Origin of the sequence: Mesorhizobium sp. M0664 (genome assembly GCF_040320565.1) — a bacterium.
Lineage (GTDB): Bacteria > Pseudomonadota > Alphaproteobacteria > Rhizobiales > Rhizobiaceae > Mesorhizobium.
The window spans coordinates 1-19,968 of record NZ_JAMYPW010000029.1 but is presented as its reverse complement, the minus strand read 5'-3'; the positions used below and the strand labels follow the sequence as shown (position 1 = coordinate 19,968).

The window sequence follows — 19,968 nt, the reverse complement described above, 5'->3', positions numbered from 1 at the left end:
CTGCAGCCGCTGTCGCTGCTTGATGGCGGACGGCGCAGACCTTTCGATTTTAATTCAAACTTTACCGTACCCGACGGCTTTGCTTGCCGGGACACTACAATGCGGGAACCATTCCTCCCTTGGAAGAGTTTCGAAGCCGACACAGGATTTTGGATGATGCCCCGCAGGAATGGCGAAAAACGCGACGGGCTCGCCGCCGATATCCGGCGCCAGCTCGGCACCGAGGCGACCAAGCGCTTTCTGCGCACCTTACCGGCCTTCCGCACGGAGTCCGATATTCCCGACCGTCTGAAGGAATTGCTCGACCGCCTGGACGGCGTCGAAGCCAAGGTGGTCGCAGGCGGGCGCCGTCGGTAGACACCGTCGCCAGCAACGCGACCTGCGATTGCGGCCGCAATTCCTCGCCATCGCGCGACATTTACCCGCAGTAACTTTGCGTGATCTCCGCCTTGCGGCAGCGCGCCGCTCCGCCTATGTTTCATGATGAACATGATTTCCCCCGAAGCTGTGGCAAACAGCAAGCGCGCCTGGTTGAAGATCCTGTCGCGCTATAAAAAGCCCGACAGGCGTCGCAGCGCCGTCGAACTCGCCATCACCCTCATCCCCTTCGCCACGCTGTGGGCACTGTCCTCGGCCGCTTATGCCTATGGCCATTGGTGGGGTCTGGTCCTGATCCTTCCGGCAGCCGGCTTTCTGGTGCGTATCTTCATGATCCAGCACGATTGCGGCCACGGCTCCTTCTTTGCCAACCGCTATGCCGACGACTGGATCGGCCGCGTGCTTGGCGTGTTGACGCTGACGCCCTACGATTGCTGGCGCCGCGCCCACGCAACCCATCACGCCAGCGCCGGCAATCTCGACGAGCGCGGCACCGGCGACATCAAGACACTGACGGTCGCTGAATATCGGCAACTGTCATGGCGGGGCCGGCTCGCCTATCGCCTCTATCGCCATCCGCTGGTGATGTTTGGCCTTGGCCCGATATGGATCTTCATTTTCGAGCAGAGACTGCCCTTGGGCATGATGCGGGGCGGTTTCACCCCCTGGGTGTCGTCGATGTCGACCAATCTCGCCATCGCGGTCATCGCCGCGCTGCTCATCTGGTTCGTTGGCCCCGGCGCGTTCCTGGTCGTGCATTTGCCGATCGTCATCCTCGCCGGATCGGCCGGCATCTGGCTGTTTTATGTCCAGCATCAGTTCGAGGAGACGGAGTGGACAAAGGACTCCGAGTGGGAATTCCAGCACGCTGCCCTGCACGGTTCGTCCTATTACGACCTGCCGCCGGTGCTGAACTGGATCACCGGCAATATCGGCGTCCACCACGTGCATCACCTCTCGGCCAAGGTGCCATGCTACCGGCTTCCGGAAGTGTTGAGGGACTATCCGGAGCTGCGTGAGATCGGCCGCGTCACACTCCTCGACAGCCTGCGCTGCGTCAAGCTGGCGCTGTGGGACGAGAGTCGCAGCAAGCTGGTATCGTTCCGCGAAGCGCGGATGGCCGTGTAAAGCATACCGCCGCACCTAAAGCGCGTTGCGCTCGACCGGCCTCATGCGACGCGCTTTAGGTTGTCGTTTATGCATGCCGTTATCGCAAAACCGCTGACACTTTTGCGCGACATGCGTTAGGGGTGCGGCGGGCTCCACATTCCGAGCTTAAGCCGCCCGGCGCTGGTCGCGCATCAGGGTCTCGCCCTGGCGGATCTCGGTGCCCAGCACTTTCAGGCATTCGCGCATGAAGGCGGCAAGGCCCGGCCAGCCCTTCGCCGACACCAAATTGCCGTCGACATGGGCGCCGGTCGGCGCAACATCGATATAGATGCCGCCGGCCAGCGTGACTTCCGGCTCGCAATATTGCAGCGCCGCGACTTCCCTGCCGCGCACCACGCCGTCGACCGCGATCAGGATCTGCACGCCGTGGCAGATGGTGAAGATCGGTTTTCCCGTCTCATGGAAATGCCGCACCAGCGCCTGCACGCGCTTGTCGATGCGGATATATTCCGGCCCGCGCCCGCCCGCCGCGTAGACGGCATCGTAGTCGGCCGGATTGACCTCGGAAAACGTCTTGTTGAGGATGTAGTCGTGGCCGAGCTTTTCCGTATAGGTCTGGTGGCCCTCGAAGTCGTGCAGGGAGGTCTTCAGGATATCGCCGGCCTTCTTGTCGGGGCAAACGACATGGACGGTGTGGCCCACCGCATGCATGGCCTGTTCAAAGACGAAAATCTCGTACTCCTCGCTGAACTCGCCAACGAGCATCAATATCTTCTTGCCAGCCATACCCGGTTCCTCCCTTGTGGCCACATTTATTCGGATCGCGAAATAATGGGCCCATCCTAAGGCGGAGAGGCGCAAAATAAAAGGCTGAATCGGGAATGTGGTCCGACCAGATAGGGCTTCTGGCCCTCTGGAGCGGATCAGCCGGCGCGCACCCGCCGCCAGGAATATTTCGGGCCTTTGGCCTCCGGCTTCACCGCCGGCTGATAGAACAGCGGAAGTCCGCCGGTGCGGCCTTGCTCGAGCCGCTTCAGCAGCACCGGGTGCGATACCTCGAATTCATCGAAGCCGACGCGCAGCATATGCGGCAACTGATCGATCAGCACCTGCCCGGTGGCGCGCATAGCGCCTGCAAAATGATAACGGCTGCGCAGCAATTCGCCCTTGGAGAACGAGCGGCCGTCATTGAACGCCGGAAACGCCAGCGCCACCAGCGACAGCTGATCGAGCAGGCCTGCGATCTTCTCGAGCTGATCGCCGGGCTGCAGCAGCACACCGATGCGCTCCTTCGCCGACCGCCGCACCTCCGGATCGAGGCCCAGAAACGCCTGCAAGGGCAGGATGAAACGGCCATTGCCGACCAGCGCCTCGGCGCTTTCGGCATGAACCCACTCGTCCTCGCGGAACCCATCCGGTGTCCACAGCCGCATGGCGTTTTCGGCTATCAAGTCGCTCATCAAGAAAATTCCCAAGTCCAAAGATTCTAAAGTGCAAAACACCTCAGGGTGCGTTGAGATTCAGGTCAGGCCGAGCCGAAGGCGGGCGCGAAGCGACCAAACTGCGTGGCCTCCGAGAACCGGAGCGGAGCGTACTTTGGGTACGTGAGCGCCGGAAGCGCAGGAAGCCGCCGTTTGCAGGCCGGCTGAATATCAATATACCCTAAAGTGATGCGTCGGTCAGCGACCTTTCCAGCCCCGACAAGTGGATGCCGCATTCGGTCTTGGCGTGCCCGGCCCAGCGGCCGCTGCGCGCATCGTCGCCCGGTTGCACCGGCTGCGTGCATGGGAAACAGCCGATCGACAGATAGCCATAGGCGACCAGCGGGTTTTCACGCAGCGCATGCGCGCGCATGTAGCCGGCCTGGTCCGATGTCGTCCAGTGCGCCAGCGGATTGATGCGGATGCGCGAGCCGACCGCCTCGAACACCGGGAGCGCTGCCCGGGTCGCCGCCTGGAAGCGCTTGCGGCCGGTGAACCAGGCGCGGAACGGCTCGACGCCGCGCGCCAGCGGCTCGACTTTGCGCACGTCGCAGCAGGCGTCGGTGTCGGTCTCGTTCAGATTGCCGGTCGGGTCGATCCTTGCCAGCGCCGCATCGTCGGGCCTGATCACCCGGATATCGCTCAGCCCGAAATCGGCGGCCAGCGCGTCACGATAGCCGAGCGTCTCCTCGAAATGCTTGCCGGTGTCGAGAAAGATCACCGGCAGCGTGCGGTCGATCTCGGCGATCATGTGCAGCAGCACCGCCGAATCCGCGCCGAAGGACGAGACGGCGGCGATTTCGCCGTGAAAGAACTCCCGGGTCGACCGCTCGATGATCTCCAGCGGCTTCAGATGGCCGTAGAGCGCGTCGAGACCCGCCGCTTGGGCGGCGATGCCGGCCTCGACGTCGACGATACGGTCAAGCGGCCTTGGCTTCGCCAGCATAGAGCGCCTCCTTGAACGGCGCGGGACCGACTCGGCGGTAGGCGTCGATGAATCTTTCGTTTCTGTCCAGCCGAAGCCCGAGATAGGTCTCGACGATCTGCTCGATGGCATCGGTGATCTCTTCCGAACTGAAGCCGCGGCCGATGATCTCGCCGACCGAGGTGTTCTCGTCGGCCGAGCCGCCGAGCGTCACCTGGTAAAGCTCGGCGCCTTTCTTCTCGACGCCCAGGATGCCTATATGGCCGACATGGTGATGGCCGCAGGCATTGATGCAGCCGGAAATCTTCAGCTTCAATTCGCCGATGTCGCGCTGGCGCTCCAGCGAAGCAAAGCGCCGCGAGATTTCCTGTGCCACGGGAATGGAACGCGCCGTTGCCAGCGCGCAATAGTCGAGGCCGGGGCAGGAGATGATGTCGCTGATCAGGTTGGAATTGGCCGTCGCCAGCCCGATATCGACAAGCGCGTCATAGACCGCCTTGAGGTCGGCCCGCGCCACATGCGGCAGGATCAGGTTCTGCTCGTGACTGACGCGCAGCTCGTCGAATGAATATTTTTCGGCAATGTCGGCGACCGCTTCCATCTGGCTGTCGGAGGCATCGCCCGGCGTCTCGCCGATGCCCTTGAGCGAGATGGTCACCGCCGCGTAGTCGGGATGGCGATGGGTGACCACATTCTGATCCAGCCATTCGGAAAAGCTCTTGGAGTCGAGGCGGGCAAGCTTGACCGCCTCGTCGCCTTCCGGCCGGTCGACAAGCGGAGGCGGCGCGAAATACGCATCGATGGCGCGGATGTCTTCTTCCGGCAGCCTCAGCTCGGCGTCCTTCAACTCCTGCCATTCGGCCTCGACCTGGCGGGTGATCTCCTCGACGCCGGTCTCATGGACCAGGATCTTGATGCGCGCCTTGAACTTGTTGTCGCGCCGGCCGTAGAGGTTGTAAACGCGCAGGATCGCCGTGCAGTAGGACAACAGATCCGCTTCGGGCAGGAAATCGCGGATCTTCTTGGCGACCATCGGCGTGCGGCCTTGGCCGCCGCCGACATAGACAGCGAAACCGAGCTCGCCGGCGGCGTTCTTCTTCAGGTGCAGGCCGATGTCGTGCGTCTGGATGGCGGCGCGGTCGCGCTCGGCGCCGGTCACCGCGATCTTGAATTTTCGCGGCAGGAACGAGAACTCCGGATGCACCGAGGACCATTGCCGCAGGATTTCGGCATAGGGGCGCGGATCGGCAACCTCGTCAGCGGCGGCGCCGGCGAAGTGGTCGGCGGTGACGTTGCGGATGCAATTGCCGCTGGTCTGGATGGCGTGCATCTCGACGTTTGCCAGATCAGCCAGGATCGCCGGGATGTCCGACAGCGCCGGCCAGTTGAACTGGATGTTCTGGCGCGTCGTGAAATGGCCGTAACCTTTGTCGTATTTGCGGGCGATGTGGCCGAGCATGCGCAGCTGCTTGCTGTTCAGCGTGCCGTAGGGCACCGCGATGCGCAGCATATAGGCATGCAGCTGCAGATAGACGCCGTTCATCAGCCGAAGCGGCCGGAACTGGTCCTCGGTGATCTCGCCGGCAAGGCGCCGCGCAACCTGGTCGCTGAACTCGGCGACGCGGGCCTTGACGAAATCGTGGTCGAACTCATCGTAACGGTACATATTCAGGTCTTTCCGGGCGCGTCCGCCCGTTATTTTCTTCGTTCGAGCATGATCGGGATCATGCTTGTGTCATCTATGCCGCACGTGCGGCTTGCGGACGGGCCTGCTTGCCCAGGTCGTTGCGGGTGGTCGGGCCGGCGGCACGGATCCTTTCGCGCAACCGGACCGCTTCGACTGTGCCGTTGGCCACGGTCACGTCTATCAGGTTGACGTCGACCACTTCGTTGTTGGCGGAGGCCTTGGCGCCGATTGCCTCCAGCCGGTCCTCGGCCGCCTTGTCATGGGCGATGTCGGCATGGTCGATGATCTCGGCCCAGCCGCCATTGGCGTACCAGACGGCTATGCCGTCGGCGAGGCGGTTCGCGGTCAAGACTTTCATTGGCTCACTCCTTGCGCGGCAGCACTCGCCACGCTTTCCTGCCTGTGTGCCGCCAGCGGCTCGGACCGTTCGAAATTGGCGCCGGCGACCGCGTCGCCGATGATGGTCATCACCGGGCCGCTGAGGTCGGCGCGCACCTCCAGCGACGGCAGGTCGGCGAGCGTGCCGTGGAAACGGCGGCGGTTGGCAAGGCTGGCATTCTCGACCACGGCGACGGCCGTATCCGGCGACAGGCCGGCTTCGATCAGCCGGCCGGCGACCTCGGCGGCGACCGAGCGGCCCATATAGACGGCGACCGTCGCGCCGGAAATGGCGAGCTTTGCCCAGTCGGGCAGCGAATTTCCCTTGAGGTCATGGCCGGTGGTGAACACCATCGACGACGACACGCCGCGCAGCGTCAGCGGCAGTTCGAAATCGGCGGCGGCGGCGAAGGCCGCGGTGACGCCCGGAACCACTTCGTAGGCGACGCCGGCATCGCGAAGTGCCGCCATCTCCTCGCCGGCCCGGCCGAACACCAGCGGGTCGCCGGACTTCAGCCGCACGACACGCTTGCCGGCGTGGCCAAGCTCGACCAGCAGCGCATTGATCTCGGCCTGGCTCTTGGAATGGCAGCCCTTGCGCTTGCCGACCGGCAGGCGCTCGGCATCGCGACGGCCCATTGCGACGATCGCCTCCGGCACCAGCGCGTCATGGACGATCACGTCGGCTTCCATCAGCAGGCGATGGGCGCGCAGCGTCAAAAGGTCCTCGGCGCCTGGACCGGCGCCTACAAGCGCGATATGGCCCGATGCCGGTTCTGTCGAAAGCAGCAGGCCGACGGCCGCATCATGCGCCTGCGAAAGCTCGCCTGCCTCGACAGCGCGGGCCGGCGCGCCGCCAAAGAAATCGCTCCAGAAGCGGCGGCGGGCATTGCCCTTCGGCAGCAGTCTTTCGGCGGTGTCGCGAAAAGATGCGGCGAGCGCCGCGAGCGGCCCGAGCGAGGGCGCCAGCATGCGGTCGATGCGGCTGCGCAGCATCTGCGCCAGCACCGGGCCGGCACCTTCCGTGCCGATGGCAATGGCGACCGGCGCGCGGTTGACCAGTGCCGGCGTGAAGAAATCGCATAGCTCCGGCCGGTCGACGGCATTGACCGGAATGCCCAGCCGGCGCGCATCCCCGGCAACGCGGCGATCGAGCGCCTCGTCGCCGCTGGCGGCAAACACCATCACCGCACCATTGAGATGTGCTGCATCATAGACGTCGGCGATGTGGGCGGCCCCCGTCTCGGCCATAAAGGCCAGCAGCTCCGGGCTTGTTTCATCGCTGACGATGCGCAGCACAGCGCTCGACTGCGCGAGCAGCCGCGCCTTGGCCAGCGCTTCCTCTGCGCCGCCGACGATGGCTATGGCTTCGCCCTCGACCCGCATGAAGACGGGAAAGGCATTGAGCTTGGGTGTGGCTTGCGGCATGACGAGCGGAATCCTGGAACCGTTTGTCAGTTCTACGCGGGGGCGCGAAAAACCAGAAGGCACCCACTCGCGCATCGCTTCGTAGCAGGCAATCTCTTTTCTGCAAGCATGAAGGCCAAGAGAAAAATATTCCACATTCAAATGCGGGGCAGATTGAAGCTGCTGTTGCAGCCCTTGATCCGCTGCCTTTTTAGCGGCCGGAGGAGCTAACCACAAAACAGATTTTTCTAAATTCTATCAATTTAGTAGATTAAGCCGCCGGATGCTGACCGAGCGATCGACGGCAGCCCCGCACTCTCGCCGACCCCCGTCGGAGCACCGGGTCCGAGTGCCGGAACATTCCCGCCTCGGCACGCGTTTGCCCTATGGACCCAGGCCCGGTCACACCCCTGCGGCAAAGGCCCGGCGATGGGTTCGAAAAATCAAAAAGGAGCGCCCCATGAGCAACGTCAGACTGAAACGCGGACTGTGGATCGTGGTGGCAGATGGCGAAAAGGCGCTGTTCCTCGAGAACCGTGGAGACGTCCAATATCCCGACCTTCAGGTCGTGCACGAGATGGAGCAGGAAAATCCGGCAACCCGAGAACAAGGCACGGACCGCCCCGGCCGCTACAGCGACGGCCCTTCCGTCCACCGCAGTGCGGTCGAGGACACCGACTGGCACCGTCTCGGCAAGGAGCGTTTTGCCGAAGAGATTGCCGACAGGCTCTACAAGCTCGCGCACCGCGGCAGCTTCAAGGAGATCGTGCTGATCGCGCCGCCGCCGGTGCTGGGCGACATGCGCAGGAAACTGCACAAGGAGGTCACCGACAAGATAACGGCCGAAATTCCAAAGACGCTGACCAACCACAGCATACCCGATATCGAGAGCCTGCTGCAGGCGACCTGATCGGGCATCGGCGGCGTGCAACTTTCGTTTCCGTAGCAATCGCCTGCCTGGAGCAGGCCGCGCCGGGTGGCAACGCTTGCCGGCTCAACGCCTTTTTGCCGTCTTGCCATCGATTTCATGGGGATTGCGGGTTGTCTCGCGACTGTCCCAGCCTCCATACTGCCAAGGCGGCGGCCATTGGACGGCGCATATCCGACATCGCGATTCCTGAAGGCGCTCCATAGACAATGCCGCATGACACGCCCCTTATCGCCACCATCGTCGCCGGTCTGGGGCTGGCTTTCGTCTTCGGCGCACTTGCCAACCGTTTTCGCGTGCCGCCGCTGGTAGGCTATCTCATCGCCGGCGTTCTGGTTGGACCGAACACGCCGGGTTTCGTCGCCGATGCCGGCCTCGCCAATGAACTTGCCGAGATCGGCGTCATCCTGCTGATGTTCGGCGTCGGCCTGCATTTCTCGCTGAAGGACCTGTTGTCGGTCCGCGCCATCGCCGTGCCCGGCGCCATTGTGCAGATCGGCTTCGCGACAGCCCTCGGCGCCGGCCTTGCCTGGATGCTCGGCTGGTCGATCGGTGCGGGACTGGTCTTTGGCCTGGCGCTTTCCGTGGCCTCGACCGTGGTGCTGTTGCGCGCCCTGCAGGAGCGGCGGCTGATCGAGACCGAGCGCGGCCGCATCGCCGTTGGCTGGCTGATCGTCGAGGATCTGGCGATGGTGCTGGCGCTGGTGCTTTTGCCGGCGTTGGCCGGCGTGCTCGGCGGCCAAGAGCAGGTGGAGGTGCACTCCAGCGGTCTGCTGTCGCTGCCGGCGAGCTACGGCGTCTGGGGCGTCGTCGCCATCACACTGGCCAAGGTCGCGGCCTTTGTCGTGGTCATGCTGGTGGTCGGCCGCCGGCTTATCCCCTGGATCCTGCACTACGTCGCCCATACCGGATCGCGCGAACTGTTCCGGTTGGCGGTGCTTGCGATTGCGCTTGGCGTCGCCTTCGGCGCGGCCAAGCTGTTCGGCGTGTCGCTGGCTCTCGGCGCTTTCTTCGCCGGCATGATCATGAGCGAATCCGAGCTCAGCCACCGGGCGGCCGAGGAATCGCTGCCGCTGCGCGACGCCTTTTCCGTGCTGTTCTTCGTTTCAGTCGGCATGCTGTTCGACCCGTTCAGCGTGATCAGCAATGGCTGGCCGATCCTGGCGACGCTGGCCATCATCGTTGTCGGCAAGTCGCTGGCAGCCTTCGTCATCGTCGTCGTCTTCCGCTATCCGGTCGCAACCGCATTGATGATTTCGGCAAGCCTAGCCCAGATCGGCGAATTCTCGTTCATCCTGGCTGAACTCGGCGTCGAGCTGAAACTGCTGCCCGAACAAGGCCGCGACCTCATCCTCGCCGGCGCCATCCTGTCGATCGTCCTCAATCCGCTGATGTTTTTTGCCGTCGACCGGATGAAACCCTGGCTGGAAGCACGCGCCGGCAGGACGGCGCCGTCCGGCGAAGCAAGGCCGATCGGCCCGGCGACCGAGCCCGGCCAGGTGGCTTCGGTCGCGGCGCCTGCTAACGAGGATGGCCCACCGCCCAGGACGAGGCTGACCGGCCACACCATCCTGATCGGCTACGGCCGCGTCGGCAGCCTCGTCGGCACGGCGCTGAAGCAGGCCGCCCTGCCCTTCCTCGTCATCGAGGATGCCGACAAGACGCTGGCGAAGCTCAAGGCCGAAGGGGTCGAAACCGTACCCGGCAACGCGGCGAGTGGCGACGTGTTCGCCGCATCCAATCCCGAGGGGGCGAAGCGGCTGATCCTGGCCATTCCCAACGCCTTCGAGGCCGGGCAGGTCGTTCTGCGCGCCCGCGCCGCCAATCCGACAATCGAAATCATCGCCCGCGCCCATTCCGATGCCGAGGTCGAGCACCTCAAAAACCTTGGTGCCGACACCGTCATCATGGGCGAACGCGAGATCGCCCGCGGCATCGTCGAGGTGGTGACGGCAGCACCGAAAGCGCCCACGGCAGCCTAAGCCTGCGCCGCCCTGCCAGCGTTGCGGTCAAGCCCTTCTCCCCGTTCTTCACGGGAGAAGGTCCCGGCAGGGGGATGAGGGGCAGCGTCAACGATTGATCAAAACCAACCGCTCAAACGTGCTGGCCGCCATTGATATGGATTTCCGAGCCGGTCACGTAGGACGCCTGCTGCGAGCACAGGAAGAAGATGATGTCGGCGACTTCTGCCGTGGTGCCCAATCTTCTCAGCGGGATTGTCTCGACGATTTTTTCGGTGCCCGGCGACAGGATCGCGGTGTCGATCTCGCCCGGTGCGATCGCGTTGACGCGAATGCCGTGCGGGCCGAAATCATGCGCCATCTCGCGCGTCAGCGAGCCGAGTGCTGCCTTCGACGTCGCATAGGCGGTACCGGCGAAAGGATGCACGCGGGTGCCGGCGATCGAGGTGACGTTGACGATCGAGCCCTTGGCCGATGCCAGTTCCTTGAACAGTCCGCGCGCCAGCATGATCGGGGCGAAGAAATTCACCTGGAAGACGTCGCGCCAGACATGCATCGGCGTGTCGATAGAGTTCATGCGGCTGTTGCCGTCCTTGAGCTTCGGCGAGATGCCGGCATTGTTGACGAGCGCATGCAGCTGCCCGCCATGCGCCTCGAGCCGGTGGCGTATCTCGGAGATGGCGATGCCGACATCCTCCTGGTCGGCGAGGTCGACCTTGATATGGTCTTCGGGGCCGGCCGGCCACGGGCAGTCCTCGGCAAAGGCCTGGCGCGAGCAGGTGATGACGCGCCAGCCTTCGCGTGAAAAGCGCTTGACCGTGGCATGGCCGATGCCACGGCTGGCGCCGGTCAGCACGATGGTTTTTCTGGTGTCGGTCTCTGCCATTCGCGGTCTCCAAACGGGAGATGTAGCGGAACGCGGCAGCGGTGGCGAGGGGCCCGTCGCTCAGCCGCCTGTCAGAATGTCCAATATCGAGGTCTGCCGCTTCTTGACCGGGCCGCCGACATTGCCGGGCGGCACCGGGTGCTTGATCGATCCGGTGGCGCTGTCGACGCCCGGCATGGCCAGGCCGCCGGCATCGACTGTCTCGGCAGAACGCACGGGACGCGAAGCCGACTGGGTAGCTGCCACAGGCGGCGCCGATTGGCCGACGGAAGCGACCGGCGCCGGCGGCGGCGTGTCGGACGGTATGTCGTCCGGCACGATGGTGTCGGGCGGCGTCGACTTCCAGGTTCCGGGCAGCGGTCGCACCGGCACGCCCTCATGCGCGGCGACCATGAACTCGTGCCAGGCCTGCGCCGGCAGCGCGCCGCCGGTGACCTTCTTCATCGCGCTGCCGTCATCATTGCCGAACCAGACGCCGGTGGTCAGATTGGCGGTATAGCCGATGAACCACGCGTCGCGCGAATTCTGGCTGGTGCCGGTCTTGCCGGCCGCCGGCCAGGCGAACGCCGCCTTCCTGGCCGTGCCGATCTCGACCGTGCCGGTCATCATCGAGTTCATCATGCCGACAACATCGGGATTGACGACCCGCGGCGCACCGCCGCCATTGTTTTCGTAGAGCACCTTGCCGTCGCTCGTCGTGACGCGGCGGATGAAATGGATGTCCGGCTTGTAACCGCCATTGGCGAAGGGAACATAGGCCGAGGTCAGTTCCAGCGGCGTCACTTCCGAGGTGCCGAGCGCGATCGAGGTGTTGGCCGTCAGCTCGGACTGGACGCCCATGCGGTGCGCCGCCTCGACCACCGCATTCGGCCCGACTTCCATGGTCAGCTGCGCGGCCACCGAGTTCAGCGATTTTGCCAGCGCCGTCGCCAGCGTCACCTTGCCGAAATATTTGCCGCCGTAATTGTCGGGCGTCCAGTTGCCGATCTTGATCGGCGCGTCGTTGCGCACGCTGTCGGGCGTGCGGCCGGATTCCAGCGCCGCCATGTAGACGAACGGCTTGAACGCCGACCCCGGCTGGCGGCGCGCTTCCGAGGCGCGGTCGAACTGGCTGGTCGAATAGTCGTAACCGCCGACCATCGCGCGCACCGCGCCGGAATTGTCGATCGACACCAGCGCGCCCTGGCTGACATTGAGCTTCTTGCCGCTCTGGTCGATCAGCCGGCGGATCGATTGCTCGGCGAGTTTCTGCAGCGTCAGGTCGACGGTCGTGTCGACGACGATATCGCGGCGCACGTCGCCGATCAGGTCGGGCAGTTCTTCCATGATCGTATCGGCGACGTAGTTTTCCGAGCCGGTCCAGTAGGACGGCGCGCGTGTCGCCGGCGCGCTCATCGCCGTGGTCTGCTCCTTGGCGCTGATCTTGCCCTCGTCGCGCATCGCGGCGAGCACCAGCTGCGAGCGCTGCTCGGCCGCCTTCGGGTCGCGCGCCGGCGACAGCCGCGACGGCGCCTTGAGCAGGCCGGCGAGAAGGGCAGCCTCCGACAGCGTGACGTCACGCGCGCTCTTGCCGAAATAGCGGCGCGAGGCCGCTTCGACACCATAGGCGCCGGAGCCGAAATAAACCCGGTTGAGGTACATTTCGAGGATCTGGTCCTTCGTATGCTTGTGCTCCAGCCACAGCGCCAAGAGCACTTCCTGCACCTTGCGTTCCAGCGTGCGGTCCGGCGTCAGGAACAGGTTCTTGGCCAGCTGCTGGGTCAGCGTCGAGCCGCCCTGCGAAAAATGCCCGCCCAGCACATTGGTCACCATCGCCCGGGAAAGGCCGATCGGGTCGATGCCGAAATGCGAATAGAAGCGGCGGTCTTCGATGGCGATGACGGCCTCGGGAATATAGGGCGACATTTCGTGCAGGCCGACGGCCTCGCCGCCGCTCATGCCGCGATTGCCAAGCAGCTGGCCGTCGACCGAGACGATCTTGATGTTGGGGGCGCGGTCGGGAATGGCCCAGGTGGTGGCCGCCGGCATTTTCGCGCCGTAATAGACGACGATGCCGGCGGTGGCGATGCCGCCCCAGATGGCCAGCACGAAGCACCAGTAGAACAGCCGGGCAAGCACGCCGAACACGCCGCGCCGGCTTTTGCCGCGCCCGCCGCGCGGCGGCTTGACCTTGGACGATTTGCGCTTTGCAGCGGCTTTTCGGTTGCTCGGCACGACGCGGTCCTCCTCGCTTACCGAAAAACCGGCCGAGGATCTCGCCCCCGGCGATGCCTCGAAGCTGGGCTCGATGCGGCTGTCTTTCCGGTTCGCCATGCGCTGTGCTGTCTTCCCCATGCCTATGGCGTTGGGGTTGAAGACTAGATGCGGCGGTTTAAAGGCGGGTTAAGTCGGGAAAAATCGAAGTAAACTGTATTCAGTCGCTTGCCGAACGGCTGCGGCCCGCGACAGCGCCAAAGCCGGAAATGAAAAACCCGCCTCGGCGGGCGGGTCGTTGGAGCCAATGAGCACCATAGCGAAATTAGTAGCATAGCTGCCGGCACAAAGCAAGAACAAAATGCGCGTTGCCTCAGAATAATCACTTCAGTTCGGCGGTTGCGACAACCCTCAGTCGTCGGCATCCGCATCGTCGGAGGCCGGCCGCCAGCTGATCGGCTCGATCTTCCTTTGCGTATGGCCGTCCGTATAGGCCCACCAGCCAGCGTCGCTTTCGTCCCAGTCGCCGCCTGCCGCCTTCAGCCGGTCGAGCGAACGGTATTGCGCGATGCTCTCGTTCATCACGCCGTCGCTGTCCTGCCAGTAGACGGTGACCTTGGAACCGTCCTTCGGTGCCGTTTCGATTGATTTTCGGGCAGCCATTTTCATTTCTCCCGGTGAAGCGAACGGAACGCCGGGATAAGCGTCCGGTTCCTGGCCGATGGCCTTTAGGAGAATTCGCTCCGGCGAGACATATGGCGTGGTTTTTCGAGAACCGGAGCGCAGCGGACATTTGGGTCCGTGAGCACCGGAAGCGGAGAAAACTGCGCCAGATGGCCGTCGGAGTAGAATTATCATGAAGGCCATCAGCTGTGGGCGAAGATGTCCTCTTCATCCCAGCCCATCAGGTCGAGTTTCGCACGCGTCGGCAGGAAGCGGAAGCAGGCATCGGCCTCCCTGGTCCGGTTGTCGCGCGCCAGACGCGCGCTCAGCACGTCGCGCAGCCGGTGCAAATAGAGCACGTCGGAGGCGGCATATTCGAGTTGCTCGGGCGACAGCGTCTCGGCGGCCCAGTCCGATGATTGCTGCGCCTTCGACAGGCCGATCCCGAGAAGCTCGAAGCAGATGTCCTTCAGCCCGTGCCGGTCGGTGTAGGTGCGCGTCAGCCGCGACGCGATCTTGGTGCAGAACACCGGCTCCGGCATGACGCCGAAGGCATTGTAGAGAACGGCGAGATCGAAGCGGCCGTAATGGAACAGCTTGGTGATGCTGCGGTTCTTGAGCAGGCTGACGAGGTTCGGCGCCTTCTTCTGGCCGGGCGCGATCTGGATGACGTCGGCCGAGCCGTCGCCCGGCGAGATCTGCACGACGCAGAGCCGGTCGCGATGCGGGTTCAGCCCCAGCGTCTCGGTGTCGATGGCGACCGCCCCGACATCGTAATGCAGCAGGCCGGGCAGATCGTTTTTGTGGAAACGTATGTCGCTCATCGTCTTCTCCGGTCGCGGCCCCGTGCAGCGATGCGCGACGGACCGTGCCCGTCCTTGCCGCGATCCGGCGAAAAATCAACAAAAACTTGAATCTGGCGTAATTTCAGCGTGTCAGCGCCTCGAGAATGCGCGCCCAGGAGCGCTGGCCCTTGTGGAAGGAGCTCATCTCGTACTTCTCGTTCGGCGAGTGGATGCGGTCGTCGTCGAGGCCGAAACCGACGAGCAGCGACTCCATGCCGAGATAAGTCTGGAAATCGCCGACCACCGGGATCGAGCCGCCGCTGCCGGTCACCACCGCCGGCTTCGGCCATTCGTCGGACAGCGCCTGCTTGGCCTTGGCGAGGAAGGGCGAGTCGTAGGACAGCTGGATCGCCGGCGAGCCGCCATGCGGATGAAATTCGACCGAGCAGTCGGCCGGAACGCGCTGCCTGGCAAATGCCTGGAAGGCGGCGCGGATTTTTTCCGGATCCTGTTTGTGGACCAGGCGGAAGGAGATTTTTGCCGAGGCTTGCGCGGCGATCACCGTCTTGAAGCCCTTGCCGGTATAGCCGCCGATAATGCCGTTGAACTCGGCCGTCGGTCGCGCCCAGGTCAGTTCGAGCACCGAGCGGCCCTTTTCGCCGGACGGGATCGACAGGCCGATCGGGCCGAGGAAGGTCTCGGCCGTCTCACCGAGCGACAGCCACGACTGCAATATCTGCGACGGCGTTTCCTCGACGCCGTCATAAAAACCCGGAATGGTGACGTGACCATCCGCATCGTGGATGTCGGCCAGAATTTTTGCCAGGATGCGGATCGGATTGGCGGCCGCACCGCCATAGAGCCCGGAATGCAGGTCGCGGTCGGCGGCAGTCACCGTAATCTCCTCGCCGACCAGCCCGCGCAGCGAGACGCAGATCGACGGCGTATCGCGGTCCCACATGCCGGTGTCGCAGACCAGCGCGAAATCGGCCTTGAGCTCATCCGCATTCGCCTCGAGAAACGGCTTCAGCGACGGCGATCCGGACTCCTCCTCGCCCTCGAACAGGATTGTGATTCGGCACGGCAATCCGCCATGCACCTGCTTCCACGCGCGGCAGGCCTCGACGAAGGTCATCAGCTGGCCCTTGTCGTCGGCCGCGCCGCGGCCGGTGATCACCTTGTGGCCGGGCTCGATCTCCTTGACCGCCGGCGCGAACGGGTCGCTTTCCCACAGCTCGATCGGATCGACCGGCTGGACGTCGTAATGGCCGTAAAACAGCAAATGCGGCGCGCCCGCCGGCCCATCGTGATGCGCGACCACCATCGGATGGCCTGGTGTGTCGCGCACGCTGGCGTCGAAGCCGATCAGCTTGAGCTCGGCGACCAGCCATTCGGCGGCCTTGCGGCAGTCGGCGGCGTAGTCCGGATCGGTGGAGATCGACTTGATGCCGAGCAGGCCGAACAGGCGTTCCAGGCTCTGGTCGAAGTTCTTGTCGAGGCGGTCGAGAACAGGGGAAACTGCGGACATCTGGCGGGCCTTTCGATTCTGGCGGCGAATCTAGAGCCCATGTTGCGAAACGGAAAGCCCGCGACCGTTGGGCCACAGCTTCCTGTCCAAAGGCAAAAAAATGCCGCCGTGGTGGAGGGAACCACGGCGGCCTCTACTCGAAACGATGCGGCAGCCCGGAGAGGGGGGATAGGCTGCCGCAAGTGTCCGGGATAGGCGGGGGACGGGCCTTGCTCCGGACTTCGGCGAAAACTGCCGATGGCGTTTATCTGTGTCTGCGAACGTGGCGATTCAAGGGCACAAAAATTACACTTTTGTAACATAGGCGTGAGCGAACAAAGCTCCGGCCAGGCCGCATGGCAGGCCAGGCTCGCACGCCATTTGTCAGGGTGTTGCCGGAACCCTTGGCAGAAGCCGCCTTTGGCATGGACCGCGGCGCTGCGCCGCGCTATTCCCTCGTGCCATGAAAAAAGGCGATCATCTCTTCCTTGTCGACGGCTCCGGCTACATCTTCCGTGCCTATCACGCGCTGCCGCCGCTGTCCCGCAAGTCCGACGGGCTGCCGACCAGTGCCGTGCTCGGCTTCTGCAACATGGTCTGGAAGCTGACGCAGGACGCCCGCAACACCGATGTCGGCATCGTGCCGACGCATTTCGCCGTGATTTTCGACTATTCGTCGAAGACCTTCCGCAACGACCTCTACCCCGAATACAAGGCCAACCGCTCGGCGCCGCCGGAAGATTTGATCCCGCAATTCGGCCTGATCCGCCAGGCGACCAGGGCCTTCAACCTGCCATGCCTTGAGACGAAAGGCTACGAGGCCGACGATTTGATCGCCACCTATTGCCGGCTTGCCTGCGAAGCCGGCGCCGACACCACCATCATCTCTTCCGACAAGGATCTGATGCAACTGGTCGGCCCAACGGTTGCCATGTACGACCCGATGAAGGACCGCCAGATCGGCGTTTCCGAGGTGATCGAGAAATGGGGCGTGCCGCCACAGAAAATGATCGACCTGCAGGCGCTGACCGGCGATTCGGTCGACAATGTGCCGGGCGTGCCCGGCATCGGGCCGAAGACGGCAGCGCAATTGCTCGAACAGTTCGGCGACCTCGACACGCTGCTCGCCCGCGCCGGCGAGATCAAGCAGGACAAGCGGCGCGAATCGATCATCGCCAATGCCGACAAGGCACGCATTTCGCGTGACCTGGTGAGGCTGAAGAACGACGTGCCGGTGACCGAAGGGCTTGACGAGTTCGTGTTGCATGCGCCGGACGGCCCCAGGCTGATCGGCTTCCTCAAGACCATGGAATTCTCGACGCTGACCCGCCGCGTGGCCGAAGCGACCGGAACCGACGCCGGCGACGTTCCAGCCACCCCCGTCACCATAGAGCGTGCCGATACCGCGCATGGCCCCGATATGGGTTTTGGCGTGCCCGCGGCCGCCGAGAGCGCACCGCCGTCGGACGAAGCGGCACTCGAAGCTCCGGCCGCAGCCAAGCAAGGCGACACCCCATCCCTGCTTTCGGCGCTTCGCCTGGAGGCTGCCACCGCCCGCAAGATCGACACCGGCGCCTACACCTGCATCCGCGACGCCGCGACGCTGAAGGCCTGGATCGCCGAGGCGATGGAGAGAGGCATCGTCGCCTTCGACGTTAAGACGTCCTCGCCCGATCCGATGCGGGCCGAACTGATCGGCCTTGCCATGGCCGTCGCGCCCGGCCACGCCGCCTACGTGCCGCTTGCTCACAAAAACGGCAATGGCGACCTGCTCGGCGGCGGCGCGGTCGAAGACCAGATCCCGGTCCGCGACGCGCTGGCGTTGCTCAAGCCGCTGCTCGAGGACAAATCCGTCCTCAAGATCGTGCACGACATGAAATACCGCCTTGTCGTCATGAGCCGTCACGGCATCGAGATCGGCCCCTATGACGACACCATGCTGATCTCCTACGTGCTCGAGGCCGGAACCCACGGTGGCCACGGCCTGGAGGCGCTGGCCGATAAATGGCTCGGCCACGCGACCATTCCGCTGAAGGAACTGGCCGGTTCGGGAAGAAGCTTCATCGGCCTCGATCAGGCCGACCTCGGCAAGGCGACGGCTTACGGGGCCGAGCACGCCGACGTCGCGCTCAGGCTCTGGCAGGTGCTGAAGCCACGGCTTGCCGCCAAGGGCCTGGTCTCGGTCTATGAACGGCTTGAACGGCCGTTGGTGCCGGTCCTGGCACGGATGGAGCAGCGCGGCATCTCCGTCGACCGGCAGATCCTGTCGCGGCTCTCCGGCGAACTGGCACAGGGTGCCGCACGGCTCGAGGACGAGATCTACCAGCTGGTCGGCGAACGCATCAACATCGGCTCGCCAAAACAGCTCGGCGACATCCTGTTCGGCAGGATGGGTCTGCCCGGCGGTTCAAAAACCAAGACCGGCCAGTGGTCGACCTCGGCGCAGCTTCTCGAAGACCTCGCCGCCGAAGGCCACGAATTGCCGCGCAAGATCGTCGACTGGCGCCAGCTGACCAAGCTGAAATCGACCTATACCGATGCGCTGCCCGGCTTCATCCATCCCGACACCAAGCGCGTCCACACCTCCTACGCGCTTGCCGCGACGACGACCGGGCGGCTGTCGTCCTCGGATCCCAATCTGCAGAACATTCCGGTGCGCACCGTCGAGGGTCGAAAGATCAGGACGGCCTTCATCGCCGACAAGGGCAACAAGCTGGTTTCCGCCGACTACAGCCAGATCGAATTGCGCGTGCTCGCCCACGTCGCCGAAATCCCGCAGCTCAAGCAGGCCTTCGCCGATGGCGCCGACATCCACGCCATCACCGCGTCTGAAATGTTCAACGTGCCGGTCGAGGGCATGCCTTCGGAAGTGCGCCGCCGTGCCAAGGCGATCAATTTCGGCATCATCTACGGCATTTCGGCCTTTGGCCTCGCCAACCAGCTGTCGATCGCGCGCGAGGAAGCCGGCGACTACATCAAGAAATATTTCGAGCGCTTCCCCGGCATCCGCGACTATATCGATGCGACCAAGGCCTATGCCCGCGAGCACGGCTTCGTCGAGACCATCTTCGGCCGCCGCATCCACTATCCGGAGATACGGTCGTCGAACCCTTCGGTCCGTGCCTTCAACGAGCGCGCCTCGATCAACGCCCGCCTGCAGGGCACCGCCGCCGACATCATCCGTCGCGCCATGATCCGTATGGACGAGGCGCTGGAAAAAGCCAGGCTTTCTGCCCGCATGCTGCTGCAGGTGCATGACGAGCTGGTTTTCGAGACGGTCGAAGCCGAGGTCGAGGCGACGATCCCGGTCGTCTGCCACGTCATGGAGAACGCCGCCATGCCGGCGGTATCGATGTCGGTGCCGCTGCACGTCGACGCCCGCGCCGCCAACAACTGGGAAGAGGCGCATTAGGGCCGTGCTTCGTCATCCTAGGGCGGAGCGAACGCGAAGCGAAGCGCAGACCCTAGGATTCCATGCCGTGACATCAGAGTGTTGCTGCGGTGCAGAACTTTTGATGCAGGCTGGACAAGGAAGGTGTGAAGGATCGCTATAGAGCGCTTCATTCTGAGCCGCTACATTCTTCGGCTGATGTAACGGCATGATGGGGTGGACGGCGCCCGACGGCATCGGATGTGCCAGAATGAGTTCGTTGAGATCTCAAACAAGGGAGCCGTCCGT

At 64.1% G+C, this 19,968-nt stretch carries 16 protein-coding genes; 5 read left to right on the top strand and 11 right to left on the bottom strand.

Going from position 1 to position 19,968, the window contains the following annotated elements; genetic code table 11:
* Positions 1-153 precede the first annotated feature (153 nt).
* Both NKI39_RS22470 and NKI39_RS22465 read left to right on the top strand, forming a co-directional pair.
* Positions 154-357 carry a hypothetical protein gene (locus NKI39_RS22470; protein WP_023675249.1) on the top strand — a complete coding sequence of 68 codons (204 nt, stop codon included), beginning with the start codon at positions 154-156 and terminating at the stop codon, positions 355-357.
* A gap of 126 nt (positions 358-483) precedes the next feature.
* A complete protein-coding gene (locus tag NKI39_RS22465) occupies positions 484-1,506 on the top strand; it encodes a fatty acid desaturase (protein ID WP_352469420.1) in 1,023 nt (340 codons plus the stop codon).
* Between the two features lie 147 nt (positions 1,507-1,653).
* On the opposite strand, the gene NKI39_RS22460 is transcribed toward NKI39_RS22465, so the two are convergent.
* The 6 genes from NKI39_RS22460 to cysG all read right to left on the bottom strand — a co-directional run bounded on the left by NKI39_RS22460 (position 1,654) and on the right by cysG (position 7,387).
* On the bottom strand, positions 1,654-2,274 hold the full coding sequence (locus NKI39_RS22460) for a DJ-1/PfpI family protein (RefSeq protein ID WP_352502643.1): 621 nt from the start codon (positions 2,272-2,274) through the stop codon (positions 1,654-1,656).
* A gap of 137 nt (positions 2,275-2,411) precedes the next feature.
* On the bottom strand, positions 2,412-2,948 hold the full coding sequence (locus NKI39_RS22455) for a DUF934 domain-containing protein (protein WP_352539420.1): 537 nt from the start codon (positions 2,946-2,948) through the stop codon (positions 2,412-2,414).
* 202 nt (positions 2,949-3,150) lie between these two features.
* Entirely contained in the window at positions 3,151-3,915 is a 765-nt protein-coding gene (locus tag NKI39_RS22450) for a phosphoadenylyl-sulfate reductase (RefSeq protein ID WP_352448339.1), read from the bottom strand.
* Positions 3,890-5,560 carry a nitrite/sulfite reductase gene (locus NKI39_RS22445; protein ID WP_352834506.1) on the bottom strand — a complete coding sequence of 557 codons (1,671 nt, stop codon included), beginning with the start codon at positions 5,558-5,560 and terminating at the stop codon, positions 3,890-3,892. The genes NKI39_RS22450 and NKI39_RS22445 overlap by 26 nt, the downstream gene beginning before the upstream one ends.
* A gap of 73 nt (positions 5,561-5,633) precedes the next feature.
* On the bottom strand, positions 5,634-5,939 hold the full coding sequence (locus NKI39_RS22440) for a DUF2849 domain-containing protein (protein WP_352834503.1): 306 nt from the start codon (positions 5,937-5,939) through the stop codon (positions 5,634-5,636).
* A complete protein-coding gene (gene cysG, locus NKI39_RS22435) occupies positions 5,936-7,387 on the bottom strand; it encodes a siroheme synthase CysG (protein ID WP_352834500.1) in 1,452 nt (483 codons plus the stop codon). Before cysG ends, NKI39_RS22440 begins: the two co-directional genes overlap by 4 nt.
* 439 nt (positions 7,388-7,826) lie before the next feature.
* Here cysG and NKI39_RS22430 point away from each other — a divergent pair, with 439 nt between their 5' ends.
* Both NKI39_RS22430 and NKI39_RS22425 read left to right on the top strand, forming a co-directional pair.
* Positions 7,827-8,276, top strand: a complete 450-nt coding sequence (locus NKI39_RS22430) for a baeRF12 domain-containing protein (protein ID WP_352448343.1) — start codon at positions 7,827-7,829, stop codon at positions 8,274-8,276.
* Between the two features lie 227 nt (positions 8,277-8,503).
* A complete protein-coding gene (locus NKI39_RS22425) occupies positions 8,504-10,276 on the top strand; it encodes a cation:proton antiporter domain-containing protein (RefSeq protein WP_352834497.1) in 1,773 nt (590 codons plus the stop codon).
* A 112-nt stretch (positions 10,277-10,388) separates the two neighbouring features.
* Here NKI39_RS22425 and NKI39_RS22420 read toward each other — a convergent pair whose 3' ends face one another.
* From NKI39_RS22420 to NKI39_RS22400, 5 genes are all read right to left on the bottom strand, one after another.
* Positions 10,389-11,141 (bottom strand): SDR family NAD(P)-dependent oxidoreductase, encoded by a 753-nt coding sequence (locus tag NKI39_RS22420; RefSeq protein ID WP_023675240.1) that lies wholly within the window; start codon positions 11,139-11,141, stop codon positions 10,389-10,391.
* Positions 11,142-11,201: 60 nt separating this feature from the next.
* Positions 11,202-13,454 carry a transglycosylase domain-containing protein gene (locus tag NKI39_RS22415; RefSeq protein WP_352834494.1) on the bottom strand — a complete coding sequence of 751 codons (2,253 nt, stop codon included), beginning with the start codon at positions 13,452-13,454 and terminating at the stop codon, positions 11,202-11,204.
* A gap of 291 nt (positions 13,455-13,745) precedes the next feature.
* Entirely contained in the window at positions 13,746-13,997 is a 252-nt protein-coding gene (locus tag NKI39_RS22410) for a hypothetical protein (protein WP_352469413.1), read from the bottom strand.
* A gap of 203 nt (positions 13,998-14,200) precedes the next feature.
* Positions 14,201-14,821, bottom strand: coding sequence for a ribonuclease D (locus NKI39_RS22405; protein ID WP_254816792.1), 621 nt, complete (start codon positions 14,819-14,821; stop codon positions 14,201-14,203).
* Positions 14,822-14,924: 103 nt separating this feature from the next.
* Entirely contained in the window at positions 14,925-16,310 is a 1,386-nt protein-coding gene (locus tag NKI39_RS22400) for a M20/M25/M40 family metallo-hydrolase (protein WP_352834491.1), read from the bottom strand.
* A gap of 442 nt (positions 16,311-16,752) precedes the next feature.
* On the opposite strand from NKI39_RS22400, the gene polA reads away from it, so the two are divergent.
* Positions 16,753-19,701: a DNA polymerase I gene (polA, locus tag NKI39_RS22395; protein WP_352834488.1), complete on the top strand. Its 2,949-nt coding sequence runs from the start codon at positions 16,753-16,755 to the stop codon at positions 19,699-19,701.
* Positions 19,702-19,968: the final 267 nt, after the last annotated feature.